The organism is Lonsdalea quercina (assembly GCF_900107885.1).
Lineage (GTDB): Bacteria > Pseudomonadota > Gammaproteobacteria > Enterobacterales > Enterobacteriaceae > Lonsdalea > Lonsdalea quercina.
This window is the reverse complement of record NZ_FNQS01000008.1, coordinates 104,116-116,252: the sequence shown is the minus strand read 5'-3', so window position 1 is coordinate 116,252 and position 12,137 is coordinate 104,116. Positions and strand designations below refer to the sequence as shown.

The window sequence follows — 12,137 nt, the reverse complement described above, 5'->3', positions numbered from 1 at the left end:
ATCCCCTTTTACTGCCCTCGCTGGCAGCAAGAGTGTGCTTTTTAGCCTTCCGCCCGACACACTCGGTGTCAGCCATGATAACGTAAAGATAAAGGTGTTAAAGAGATAAAACCGCCGCACTCCTTAATGACAGGAGCCATCAAGACCGATGAGCAACAGGTGAAGCATGACTAGCAAAAAAACCGCCACAGCACTGGTATCCGCGGGAAGACAGAAGAAATTTACCCAGGGTTCGGTTAACCCCGTGATTCAGCGAGCCTCCTCGCTCGTCTTCGACAGCGTGCAAGAGAAGAAACAGGCAACGATAAATCGCGCCAAAGGCGCCCTGTTCTACGGCCGCCGTGGGACGCTGACGCACTTTTCTCTACAGGAAGCCATGACCGAGCTGGAAAACGGCGCGGGCTGCGCGTTATATCCTTGCGGTGCAGCGGCCATCGCCAACGCTATCCTGTCATTCGTTTCATCGGGCGATCATCTGCTGGTTACCGGCTCCGCCTATGAACCGACGCAGGACTTTTGTAACAAAGTGCTGGGTAGAATGAACGTCAGCACCACCTATTTCGATCCCATGATCGGCAGCGATATCGCCGGGTTAATCCAGCCGGAAACCAAAGTGGTCTTTTTGGAATCGCCTGGCTCCATCACGATGGAAGTGCAGGATGTCCCCGCCATTGTCGCCGCCGTCCGCCGTATCAATCCAGAGATCGTCATCATCATGGACAACACCTGGGCGGCGGGCATTCTGTTTAAGGCGCTGGATGCCGGCGTGGATATCTCCGTTCAGTCAGGCACCAAGTACATTGTGGGGCACTCCGACAGCATGCTGGGCACCGCGGTCGCGAATGCGCGCTGCTGGGACAGGCTGCGCGAGCAGTCTTATCTGATGGGTCAGATGGCGGACGCCGACAGCGCCTATATCGCGAGCCGCGGCCTGCGTACGCTGGGGGTGCGCCTGAAGCAGCATCAGGAAAGCAGTTTGCGCATCGCGCGCTGGCTGGCGGAACGTCCGGAAGTCGACGTCGTCAATCATCCCGCTTTGCCGGGATGTAAAGGCCACGCGACCTTCGCGCGCGATTTCAGCGGCTGCAACGGGCTTTTTTCGTTTGTGTTGAAACAAAAACTCTCATCAGCGCAGTTAGCCAGCTATCTTGATAACTTCAATCACTTCAGCATGGCCTACTCCTGGGGCGGTTTCGAATCGCTGATTCTGGCTAGTCAGCCGGAAGAATTAGCCAAAATCCGACCGGCCGGCGGCGTTGGTTTTAACGGAACGTTGATTCGGTTACATATCGGACTGGAAGATTGCGACGATCTGATCGAGGATCTCACCGACGGGTTCAGAAGAATTCAGGAATCGTAAAGGTTCCTGTCGCGCTATATCCCTTGTTTCTCTGCGATTGAATAGGGAAAACGTGTATTATGGTCGTTACACGGCAGTTCTAACGACAAACCCACGTTTTTCACCCTATTACGTACCCGAATCGCGGCACGGAGCAGCAATACGTTGTTCATTTCAGAGGGTTCCAGCAAAACCAGACAGGACGCAAAATGAGTGTTGTTCACGAAATAATTCAGGCGCTATGGCAGCAGGACTTCAGCGCGCTGGCCGATCCTCACGTTATTTGGGTGGTCTACGGCATTCTCTTCGTCACCTTATTTCTTGAGAATGGGCTGCTGCCGGCGTCCTTCCTACCGGGAGACAGCTTGTTGCTGCTGGCGGGCGCAATGATCGCGAAAGGCGTGATGAGTTTTGTCCCGACCATGGTGCTGCTGACCATTGCGGCCAGCCTTGGCTGCTGGCTCAGTTACCTGCAAGGGCGCTGGCTGGGCCACACCCGGCTGGTCAAAACCTGGCTGGGACAACTGCCGGTGCATTATCACCAGCGCGCCTATTCGCTGTTTCACCGGCATGGACTGGTGGCGCTGCTGATCGGTCGTTTTCTGGCCTTTGTGCGTACGCTGCTTCCGACCATCGCCGGGATTTCCGGGCTGAGCAATACCCGTTTTCAGGTTTTCAATTGGCTGAGCGGAATGCTGTGGGTCTGCGGCATCGTATCGCTGGGCTACGCCATCAGCCATATACCCCTGGTGAAACGCTACGAAGACCAGGTGATGACCGGACTGTGCCTGCTGCCCGTCGTGCTGCTGCTCAGCAGTTTGGTCGGTATCGCCATCATGCTATGGCGTAAAAAACGCGTCAGCGTTTAATGCCGCCTTTCGCCGCCGGGCTGAACGCCTGCGCGGCGACGTCTGTTAATTACCTTCCACCAGCGCGCTGCCCGACCGTAGCCGCACCACCTCGTCGCCCGGCGTCGTGCCGAAATAGCGTTTAAACTCCCGGCTGAACTGCGACGGGCTTTCATACCCGACCCGCAGCGCGGCGGCGCTGGCCTTTAGTCCATCATGCAGCATCATTAATCGCGCCTTGTGCAAACGATAAGATTTCAGATATTGCAGCGGCGAGGTATTCGTCACCGCCTTGAAATTGTGATGGAAGGCCGACACGCTCATATTCACGTCCGCAGCCAACTGCTCGACGTTCAGGCTGTCCGCATAGTCGTGTTCGATGCGCCGCAACGCGCGCGCGATCTGGCTGAAGTGGGTATGCCGGTTGACCACCGCTTGCAGCGCCGCCCCGCCTACGCCGCAGAGCACGTAATAGATGATCTCACGCACGATGCCCGGCCCCAGCACTTTGGCGTCTTTGGGCGTCGCCATCGCCTCCAGCAACCGTTCCGCCGCACACAGCATTTTGTCGCCAAGCGGTACGCTGCATACCCCGGTGGTGTCGGCGCTCGGACGTTCCGGGCACTCATCGTCGCCAATGTCCATCAGCAGATCCTGCAACATCGCGCTTTCCATACGTATCGAAAGGCCAATCAGCGGTTGCTCCGGCGTAGCGAAGGTTTCGCATTCAAACGGCAACGGCACCGTCATCAGCAAATAGTTGTCCGGATCATAGCGGAAGGTCTTTTCGCCCATGAAACCCACTTTGTGGCCCTGAAACATCATGACGATACTGGGGTCATACATCACCGGCCGACGCACACAGTGCTCTTCGGCATAGATGACCCTGACCTGCGGGATCGGCGTGACGGTGACGCAGCTTTGTCCCACATATTGCCTGGCCATGCGCGCCAGCCGCTGGCGTTGTGTTTCACTTTGCATATCTTCATCCTTTGCAGAATATGGCAATAAAATGACATAAATGCGGCCGTCAAGCATCAATTCCTGCACTCCTTTGCAGAAATAGGCAATAACGAAACAGAAATGAGCATTGTACCCTCGCCGCCAGATCCCGAGAATGAATATCAGACCACGCCGTCGGACACTCCGATGGACTAAAGAAAATCAAAACAACGAAGGGATGGAAAGAATGAACGAGACAATCAAGTTATTGACGAGCCATCGCAGCGAACGCAGCTATCTGGACAAGGCGATTCCTGAAGACGTCCTTTCCGCGATCATCGAAACCGCCTACCGCGCCCCGACTTCCGTTAATTCACAACAGGTTTCCGTTGTCGTCACTCGCGATCCGGCGCGACGCGCCCGCATCGCCGAACTGGCCGGCGGACAAGCCTGGATTGCGCAGGCCCCGGTCTTCCTGACGCTGGTGCTGGACATGCATAAAAGCGAACGAGCCATCGCCCTGGCGGGCTTTGAACAGCACGCGCACGAAAGCGTGGAGAGCATCGTTTCCGGCAGTACCGATGTGGGCATTGCCCTGGGCAGCCTGATCGCCGCAGCACATTCCTATGGACTGGGCATCGTCCCCATCGGCGCCGTCCGCCGCGATCCGCAGACGATGATCAAACTCCTTGAACTGCCGGAACACACGTTCCCTGTCGCGGGTCTGGTCCTGGGCTACGTCGACCAACCGGCGCATCAGAAGCCCCGTCTGCCCATCAGCACCTTCCGTCATGAAGAAGTGTATCAGGACGACTCGCTGGACGACGCCATCAAACAATACGATGAAACGCTGACGAAACATTGGGAAGAAATCGGCCGCACCGACGGCGCCGCCTGGGGACCTAACACTGCGGACTATTACCAGCACATCTACTTCCCCGAAGTCCTACCCGCCCTGCTTCAGCAAGGCTTCAAACTGGATAAGTAATCTATGAATAATTTTACCCTGCATACCCCTACCAAGATTCTGTTCGGAGAAGGACAAATCGCCGGCATCGCCGCTGAAATCCCTCAAAACGCGCGCATTCTGATCGTCTACGGCGGCGGCAGCATCAAACGCAACGGCGTGCTCGACCAGGTCCACGCCGCGCTGGCGGGCCGCAGCATCGCCGAGTTTTCCGGCGTTGAACCCAATCCGACGTATGAAACGCTGATGAAGGCCGTGGAGGTCGTGCATCGGGAGCACATCAATTTCCTGCTTGCCGTCGGCGGCGGTTCAGTGGCGGACGGCACCAAATTCATTGCGGCGGCGGCAAACTACACGGCGTCGGACGATCCGTGGCATATCCTGCAAACCGGCGGACAGGACATCACTCAGGCGCTGCCGATCGGCGTGGTGCTCACGCTCCCGGCTACCGGTTCCGAGTCCAACAGCGGCGCGGTGATCACACGGAAAGCCAGCGGCGACAAACAAGCGTTTCACTCGACGTTGGTACGTCCGCAGTTTGCCGTGCTGGACCCGGTCGTCACCTATACTTTGCCTGAACGCCAGATTGCCAATGGCGTCGTTGATGCCTTTGTCCACACGTTGGAGCAGTACCTGACCTACCCGGTCGACGCGAAGGTTCAGGATCGCTTCGCCGAAGGGCTGCTGCTGACGCTGGTCGAGGAAGGTCCGCGCGCGCTGGAAGAGCCGGATAATTATGCCGTGCGCGCCAACGTGATGTGGAGCGCCACGCTGGCTTTGAACGGATTGATCGGCGCCGGTGTCCCGCAAGACTGGTCCACCCATATGCTGGGACATGAGCTGACCGCCATGCACGGTCTGGACCATGCGCAGACATTGGCGGTCGTTCTGCCTGCCATGCTGCGTGACCGTAAAGCGCAGAAACGGGAGAAACTGCTACAGTACGCTGAGCGGGTATGGAACCTCCGCGATGGCAGCGAAGAGGGCCGCATTGACGGCGCGATTGAAGCCACCCGCGGGTTCTTCGAACGTATGGGCGTCCCCACGCGGATGTCGGACTATCAGTTAGACGGCAGCAGCATCCCGGCGCTGGTGGAAAAGCTTGAGGAACATGGTATGACGGCGCTGGGCGAACACAAGGACATTACGCTGGCCGACAGCCAACGCGTCTACGAGGCCGCCCGCTAAGGCAAATCGCCCCCCTTCAGCTTTCAGCTACACTGCTGTTTAGCGCTGCCAATCGGGAAAACATTCCCCCGCGGTAACACGCACTCCGGCGGCTTTTCGCATTGCGTAAACCGCCGTTATTCGCTTTACGGCAAGCCGTAAAGCGGACCTGCAGTCGGCATCGACCGCGCTCCGTGGTCGGGCCGGAACAAGGAGAATGCTATGACGACACAACCCATCATTAAACTGAGTGACGGCAAAACCATCCCGCAGTTGGGACTGGGCGTATGGCAAGCCAGCCATGAAGACACGATCGTTGCGGTGAATGAAGCGCTGAAAACGGGGTACAAGGCCGTCGATACCGCGGCCATTTATCAAAATGAAGCCGCTGTGGGCGAAGCGTTGAAGTCTGCCGGGCTGCCACGTAATGAGCTGTATATCACCACCAAACTCTGGAACAGCGATCAAGGTCGCCCGGTACAGGCGCTGACGGAGAGCCTTCGCAAGCTGAAGCTGGACTATGTCGACCTCTACCTGATCCACTGGCCCTGGCCGCCCAAAGGCAGCCCAGACGATACCTATATCGAGGCATGGCGGGGCTTGATTCGACTGCAGGAACAGGGGCTGACCAAAAGCATTGGCGTCAGCAACTTTCATCCGCACCATCTGCAGCGTCTCAAGGAAGCCACCGGCGTGATGCCGGTCATTAACCAGATCGAACTGCATCCGCTGCTGCAACAGCGCTCGCTGCATGCCTGGAATACCACGCATCACATTCAGACAGAGTCCTGGAGTCCACTGGCGCAGGGCGGGAAAGGCGTATTTGATACGCCCGTCATCCGCGATTTGGCGAAAAAATACGGTAAGACGCCAGCGCAGATCGTTATCCGCTGGCATCTTGATAACGGGTTAGTCGTGATCCCGAAATCCGTGACGCCGACCCGCATCCGTGAGAACTTCGATGTGTTTGATTTCGAACTGGAAAAAGAGGAGTTAAGCCAGATCGCTACGCTAGACAGCGGCAAGCGTCTCGGCCCCGATCCGGATCAGCCCCCCGCAGACGCGTAATAGCCTCCCGTCGCAGCGCCGGTCAGGCCGGCGCTGCGCACCGGCAGGCACGTTTAGTCAGACACTTCAAATTCGTAGATATCACTACGGCAATAAATTTCGCAATATTCCAGTAATTCGCCCTTGGCGTCGAAGGTGTGTTGGCGGCTGAAGAGCAACGGCATGCCGTTCGGCACTTTCAGCAGTTTCGACACTTCCCGCGTTGCGCTGACGGCGCGTAGGCGATAACGCCGATTTTCTGGAAAGATGTGCCGCTCGCGCCAATAACCGTATAGCGAATGTTCAATTTCTTCCGGTTGAGGTAACCACCGCTGAGGGATCCATACCGTCTCGAGCGACGCTGGCTCATTGTTCAGTAGTCTGACGCGACGAAGTTTGGTCAGCACTTCGCTTTCCGGAAGATTCATCGCCAATGACAGCGCAGGAGTCATGGCAACGTCGGTAATACGTTCCAACCCGTTATTGCTGGCTACGCCGCCCCGCTGTTGAACCAGCGCGGAAAAACCTGGTTCATCGCTGGTTAACGCATAGTCGAGCTGGAGGGCGATGCGCGTGCCGACGCCCTGCTGGCGGAGAATCAACCCTTTCTGCTCAAGCAGCGCAAGAGAACGAGAAACGGTGACGCGGGACAGCCCCAACAGTTGCACAAGCTGACGCTCCGGCGGTAAAAAATGACCACTTAGGTCACGCCGTTGCTGAATAGTATGTTCGAGCGCTTTAGCCAGTTGCATGTAGCGCGGAGCAGATGACGGTTTGTCCAGCAAGGACCGTAACTGAATAAAAAATTCTTCCATAGCTGCCTTGTGGTTGGGATCTTTGATGAGGCAATTTTTATCAATTCCCCACCGCCTGGATACTTATAATATGCAGGGTAACGTACCTAGGATTTACATTGGCATCATAAAGGCTTTAAATTGGACTTGCAATTAACGCACGCTTTTTATACATTAGCCACGGTATTAGGAAACTAAGCCAACACCAGGGGTCTTCATGACCGTAATAAAACATCCCCACGACGCCATCCTCGGTTGTCTCTATGGGCAAGCGGCGGGTGACGCGATGGGGATGCCATCAGAACTTTGGCCGCAGGAACGGGTCCGCCAGCACTTTGGCTGGATCGATTGCTTTCTGCCAGGACCAGACGTCAATATCGCCGCCTGCGGTCTCATCGCAGGAGAATTCACCGACGACACCCAACAGGCCATCGCGCTGATTAACGCCGTGATCGAAGCCAAAGGCGCCGTCGAGCCTGAACGCATAGCCCGACACATTCTGGCGTGGGCGACGCGCATCAACGCATTTGAAAAAAACGTTCTTGGCCCCAGTTCCAAGGCCGCGTTGAACGCCATTCGTTCCGGCACCCCCGTGCATGAAATCAACGCTAACGGCGTGACTAACGGCGCCGCCATGCGCGTAGCGCCAATGGGCTGCCTAATGTCCACCGCCGATAAGGCCGCGTTTATCCACGCGGTACGGCTCTCCTGCAGCCCGACGCATCAGTCCGATATCGCCGTTGCGGGCGCAGTAGTCATTGCCTGGGCCATCAGCCGCGCCATCGACGGCGCGGAGTGGAAGACGATCAAAAACGAATTGCCTCGCTTGGCGGAGGAAGTCCAACTTCAGCGCATCACCACCTTCAGTCCAAAACTGAGCCGCCGCATCGAACAGGCTTTCACCCAGGCCGCTACGCTGCGTAATGTGCCTGACGCTCTGGCGCTTTCAGAACTGTACGATACGCTGGGCGCAGGCATGGATACGCTGGAATCCGTGCCAATGGCGCTGGCGCTCGTCGACCTCGCCGTCACTCAACCTCAACGCTGTGCGATATTAGCTGCCAATCTTGGCGGCGATACGGATACAATTGGCGCGATGGCCACCGCGATTTGCGGTGCGCTTCATGGCATCAACGCCTTTCCCGCAGCATGGGTCTCCATCATCAATCAGGCCAATGAGATTGACTTAACTCCTCATGCTGCAAAACTTTATGCATTCAGAATAAAGAGGAGCACATTGGAATGGATGGAACGCAACGAGGTGATACACAACCTGAACCCAAAGGTTGGAAGGTAGAAGAAACAGGTATTGATCTGGTGCCCGAGGCCGAACGAACGGGCACCCCGCTACAGCTTTTCTGGATCTGGTGCGCCGCGAATATCGGCATTCTCGGCATCGTTTACGGCGCCATCATCGTCTCCTTCGGACTCTCCTTCATACAGTCCGTTCTGGCCGCCGTCATCGGCGTCGCCAGCTTCTCTCTTGTGGGCTACACCTCCTTTGCCGGACAAACGGGCCGGACCTCGACCTTGACGCTTTCCCGCGTCATTTTCGGGTTACGCGGCAATATCGCCCCTACTGCGTTCAGTTGGTTCTGCCTGATCGGCTGGGAAGCCGTCAACGTCATCACCGGTACTATGACGCTGGCCGCGCTATTTACGGCGGTGGGCTTCAACGCCAGCCATACGCTGACCGCTATCTGTCTGGTGCTGTTCGCCGGCCTGACCATCATCGTCAGCCTGCTCGGTCAAAATGTGCTGTTCGCGATGCAAAATTGGTTCAGCAAGATTTTCGGCACTATGACGCTGATTGTCGTCATCTTCATTCTGTTCAATACGCCGTGGCAGCAGGTGCTGGCGATGCCGTCCGGCAGTTGGCTGACCGGTTTCCTGCCAGCGCTTTCCGTGATTGCCGCAGGCACCGGGGTCGGCTGGACCATCGCGGGCGCGGACTATAGCCGCTATCTTCACCCTGCCACGCCGCGCCGAAGCATCTTCGCCGCCGTGGTCGGCGGCGCCAGCCTGCCGTTGGTTCTGCTGATGCTGGCGGGCATACTGCTCTCTTCTCAGCTGACCGATCTCGCCAGTTCTGCCAACCCCATCGCGCTGATCGGCACCGTGCTTCCGCCGTGGATGTCCGTCCCCTATCTGTTAACCGCCACCGCTGGCGTCGTCACCATTGCGGTACTGAGCCTTTACTCCGCCAGCCTCAATCTGCTGACCATCGGCATTAAAGTCCGCCAGTCGGTAGCCGTGACCATCGACGCCATTCTGATGCTGGGCGTGGCGATTTACGTCCTGTTCGTTTCCGGCGATTTTCTCACGCCGTTTATTTCATTCCTGATCTTTTGCGGCGTGTTCCTCGGCTCATGGGCGGCGATGTTCATCCTTGACTATTTGAGCCTGCGGCAGCATCGCGGCTATTCCGCCGCGTCGCTCTTCGGCCTAAATGGAGAAAACCGCGGCGTACGCTGGATCCCGCTGGGCTGCTGGCTATTAGGATCGGTTTGCGGCCTGTTGGTCACCAAAACCGGGTTCATCGACGGTCCGCTGGCGGTCGGGATCTTCGCCAATTCCAGCCTGGGCATTTTCCTCTCTTTTGGCATTAGCCTGGCGACGTACGGTCTGTATTTGCTATGTAAACCCAAGGAGAAATCATGAAGCAGGACTTTCAGGCCACCACGCCTGTGGTGGTGATCGGCGCGGCTGTCGGCGACAACGTCATGGCCGTGAAGCGGCTGCCGAAGAGCGGAGAGGATATTGAAGCGAAAGATCTGGGCTACCAAATCGGCGGCTGCGCATTCAACGTCGCCCGCGCCCTCCGTCGACTTCAGGTGCCGGTCATCAATGGAATGACCGTAGGCAACGGACCGTGGAGTCAACGCGTCGCGGCGGAGATGGCCGCGCTGGGGTTGGAGGTGCAGCTCCGCTGCGATGATCAGGATAACGGCTGGTGCCTCGCACTGGCCGAAGAGAACGGCGAACGCACGTTCATATCGGTGTCCGGCTGCGAGTCGCAGTGGTCGAAGGAGAAGCTGGCGCAGTTGGTCATTCCGGAAGACGCGCTGATCTATGCCAGCGGCTACGAGCTGAGCGGTGAGCATGGCGCGCTGCTGCGCGACTGGCTGCTGGCGCAGCCTCAACCTAAGCTGGTGGATCTCGGACCGCGTATTGCGGATGTGCCGACCGCCTTCATCACAGCGCTGGACAATACCAACGTGTTGCTGACGCTGAACCGGGACGAAACCCGCTTTCTGTGCGGCGACGGCGATCCTATCGCCCTGTCCACAGAGTACGCCGCCCGCCATCAGCTGACGCTGATTTGCCGCCTGGACAAAGACGGCGCCTGGCTGTGCGCACCGGGCCAGCCCCCTCGCCACGCGCCGATCTATCCGGTGGACGTCGTCGATACCATTGGCGCCGGCGATGCGCATAGCGGCGGGCTGCTGGCCGCGCTGTCGGCACACTGGCCGCTGGCCGACGCGGTGGATCTAGCAAATCGCGTCGCCGCCTGCGTGGTATCCCGGCCCGGCGCGAATGGCGCGCCGGACTGGCAGGAGTTGCAGCAGCGTTTCTCCTCAGCCCCGCATCACTAACCTCATCGGGCGAACGCGTTTAGGCGTTCGCCTGCACCACAAGTTGTCCGGCCGACCCTTTGTCGGCCATCTCCAGCGTATGGCTGTAATACAGGAACGGGAAGCGGTCGACCGAGGGCTGATTGAAGTACACCAGCAGCTCCACGTCGTTCTCCACCCATACCGTATCTTTCCAGCCATTATCCTCCGGCGGAATTCTGCCGCCGTTAACGCTGCGCACCAGGAAAGCAGCGCCCTGAATATGGAAGGGCTGCGGCGTATCCGCATGCACGAGCCAGCGCTCACAGCGTCCAACCTGCGTCTGCACATCCGTCCGGTTCATATCCCACATCGCGCCGTTGATGCCCGGCAGGGTGTCGCCCAGCCGGAATTCACGGGTACGGCTGATAGCGCTATCCACAATGTTGTCGGCCATCAACCGCATAGGCAGCGTGTCAGTCACCAACGGCAGCATGCCGGTCGGCTTCAAGGTTAGAACCTGGCCGGACACCAGTATCGAGGACGGCTCAAACAGGCCGCGCAGGCGGTCCATGATGCCGGCCGACTCACCTGCGGTCAGCGTCACCTCGTCGCCATTCGACATATCAATCAAGATTTCACGACGCTCGCCCGGCGCGATCGGCAGCTGATTCAGCCCCAACGGCGCGGGCAGGAAGCCCTGATCGCTGGCGATCAGATACATAGGCCGGTTATCGCTCATTTGTAAAACGTAACGACGCGCGTTGGAAGCGTTGAGCAATCGCAGTCTCACCCAGCCGCGCGACACCTCGACAAACGGCGTCTGCATGCCATTGACCAACAGGATGTCGCCGACGAAACCGCCGCGGCTCGGCGGGTCGTACTGCGGCGTGCCAAATCCGTCGAGCTGCTTGTCCTGAATCATCAGCGGGAAATCATCGACGCCGTAATGATTGGGGATCGGCAACGATCGGCTGATGCGATCTTCCACCAGCCACAGGCCCGCAAGACCATTGTAGACGTGCGGTGCCATGCGGTTCGGCGTATTGGCGTGATACCAGCAGGTGGCGGCGGGCTGGCGGATAGGCAGTACCGGCGACCAATCCATACCGGCCGGTATGATGCGGCTAGCGCCCCCCATTAACGAGCCAGGCACCTGTAGACCGCTGACAGTCATCGACACCGGCTCAGTCAAGCGGTTGCTGTAGATCAGCTTGACGTCATCATCGCTGTAAACCCGAACGGTGGGGCCAAGATAGCGGCCATTGATCCCCCAAACCGGGACTTTGCGATTGCCTGAAAAAGCCCAGTGCGCGCGCTGCAAGGTCAGAAAGACCGGCTGCCCGCGTCGGGACTCGATAAGAGGGGGAATAGGTAACATGTTGGTAGAAACATCGGCCTTGGCCGTCAACGGTATGGCACTGGAACACAGGGCCACACCAGATGCCCGAAGAAACTGACGTCGGCTTAATGACATAA

Annotated in this window: 11 protein-coding genes; 8 read left to right on the top strand and 3 right to left on the bottom strand. The window is 58.1% G+C overall.

The window, feature by feature from the left end; translation table 11 throughout:
• Positions 1-166 precede the first annotated feature (166 nt).
• A complete protein-coding gene (metC, locus tag BLU64_RS12265; protein WP_074728876.1) occupies positions 167-1,360 on the top strand; it encodes a cystathionine beta-lyase in 1,194 nt (397 codons plus the stop codon).
• Between the two features lie 188 nt (positions 1,361-1,548).
• Complete coding sequence (locus tag BLU64_RS12260) at positions 1,549-2,208, top strand: DedA family protein (RefSeq protein ID WP_026744061.1); 660 nt, start codon at positions 1,549-1,551, stop codon at positions 2,206-2,208.
• A gap of 45 nt (positions 2,209-2,253) precedes the next feature.
• On the opposite strand, the gene BLU64_RS12255 is transcribed toward BLU64_RS12260, so the two are convergent.
• Positions 2,254-3,168: an AraC family transcriptional regulator gene (locus BLU64_RS12255; protein ID WP_026744060.1), complete on the bottom strand. Its 915-nt coding sequence runs from the start codon at positions 3,166-3,168 to the stop codon at positions 2,254-2,256.
• Positions 3,169-3,376: 208 nt separating this feature from the next.
• On the opposite strand from BLU64_RS12255, the gene BLU64_RS12250 reads away from it, so the two are divergent.
• The 3 genes from BLU64_RS12250 to dkgA all read left to right on the top strand — a co-directional run bounded on the left by BLU64_RS12250 (position 3,377) and on the right by dkgA (position 6,331).
• The gene (locus tag BLU64_RS12250; RefSeq protein ID WP_026744059.1) at positions 3,377-4,117 is read left to right on the top strand and encodes a nitroreductase family protein; all 741 of its coding nucleotides are present in this window, start codon (positions 3,377-3,379) and stop codon (positions 4,115-4,117) included.
• 3 nt (positions 4,118-4,120) lie between these two features.
• On the top strand, positions 4,121-5,284 hold the full coding sequence (yqhD, locus tag BLU64_RS12245) for an alcohol dehydrogenase (protein WP_074728875.1): 1,164 nt from the start codon (positions 4,121-4,123) through the stop codon (positions 5,282-5,284).
• 201 nt (positions 5,285-5,485) lie between these two features.
• Complete coding sequence (gene dkgA / locus BLU64_RS12240; protein WP_026744057.1) at positions 5,486-6,331, top strand: 2,5-didehydrogluconate reductase DkgA; 846 nt, start codon at positions 5,486-5,488, stop codon at positions 6,329-6,331.
• A gap of 53 nt (positions 6,332-6,384) precedes the next feature.
• On the opposite strand, the gene BLU64_RS12235 is transcribed toward dkgA, so the two are convergent.
• Complete coding sequence (locus BLU64_RS12235) at positions 6,385-7,125, bottom strand: GntR family transcriptional regulator (protein WP_074728873.1); 741 nt, start codon at positions 7,123-7,125, stop codon at positions 6,385-6,387.
• A gap of 196 nt (positions 7,126-7,321) precedes the next feature.
• On the opposite strand from BLU64_RS12235, the gene BLU64_RS12230 reads away from it, so the two are divergent.
• Genes BLU64_RS12230 through BLU64_RS12220 form a run of 3 tightly spaced genes read left to right on the top strand, consistent with a single transcriptional unit; the run spans position 7,322 to position 10,700 of the window.
• Positions 7,322-8,401: an ADP-ribosylglycohydrolase family protein gene (locus BLU64_RS12230; protein ID WP_051625593.1), complete on the top strand. Its 1,080-nt coding sequence runs from the start codon at positions 7,322-7,324 to the stop codon at positions 8,399-8,401.
• On the top strand, positions 8,347-9,765 hold the full coding sequence (locus BLU64_RS12225) for a purine-cytosine permease family protein (protein WP_074728871.1): 1,419 nt from the start codon (positions 8,347-8,349) through the stop codon (positions 9,763-9,765). Before BLU64_RS12230 ends, BLU64_RS12225 begins: the two co-directional genes overlap by 55 nt.
• Positions 9,762-10,700: a PfkB family carbohydrate kinase gene (locus BLU64_RS12220; protein ID WP_074728869.1), complete on the top strand. Its 939-nt coding sequence runs from the start codon at positions 9,762-9,764 to the stop codon at positions 10,698-10,700. The genes BLU64_RS12225 and BLU64_RS12220 overlap by 4 nt, the downstream gene beginning before the upstream one ends.
• 19 nt (positions 10,701-10,719) lie before the next feature.
• Here the strand turns inward: BLU64_RS12220 and ftsP are convergent, their stop codons facing one another.
• Positions 10,720-12,135 (bottom strand): cell division protein FtsP, encoded by a 1,416-nt coding sequence (gene ftsP / locus BLU64_RS12215; protein ID WP_074728867.1) that lies wholly within the window; start codon positions 12,133-12,135, stop codon positions 10,720-10,722.
• Positions 12,136-12,137 lie beyond the last annotated feature (2 nt).

Bases quoted from the DNA above. Each gene is read 5' to 3' on its own strand.
- metC (WP_074728876.1), top strand. From the start codon at position 167: ATGACTAGCAAAAAAACCGCCACAGCACTGGTATCCGCGGGAAGACAG.
- BLU64_RS12260 (WP_026744061.1), top strand. From the start codon at position 1,549: ATGAGTGTTGTTCACGAAATAATTCAGGCGCTATGGCAGCAGGACTTC.
- BLU64_RS12255 (WP_026744060.1), bottom strand. From the start codon at position 3,168: ATGCAAAGTGAAACACAACGCCAGCGGCTGGCGCGCATGGCCAGGCAA.
- BLU64_RS12250 (WP_026744059.1), top strand. From the start codon at position 3,377: ATGAACGAGACAATCAAGTTATTGACGAGCCATCGCAGCGAACGCAGC.
- yqhD (WP_074728875.1), top strand. From the start codon at position 4,121: ATGAATAATTTTACCCTGCATACCCCTACCAAGATTCTGTTCGGAGAA.
- dkgA (WP_026744057.1), top strand. From the start codon at position 5,486: ATGACGACACAACCCATCATTAAACTGAGTGACGGCAAAACCATCCCG.
- BLU64_RS12235 (WP_074728873.1), bottom strand. From the start codon at position 7,125: ATGGAAGAATTTTTTATTCAGTTACGGTCCTTGCTGGACAAACCGTCA.
- BLU64_RS12230 (WP_051625593.1), top strand. From the start codon at position 7,322: ATGACCGTAATAAAACATCCCCACGACGCCATCCTCGGTTGTCTCTAT.
- BLU64_RS12225 (WP_074728871.1), top strand. From the start codon at position 8,347: ATGGATGGAACGCAACGAGGTGATACACAACCTGAACCCAAAGGTTGG.
- BLU64_RS12220 (WP_074728869.1), top strand. From the start codon at position 9,762: ATGAAGCAGGACTTTCAGGCCACCACGCCTGTGGTGGTGATCGGCGCG.
- ftsP (WP_074728867.1), bottom strand. From the start codon at position 12,135: ATGTCATTAAGCCGACGTCAGTTTCTTCGGGCATCTGGTGTGGCCCTG.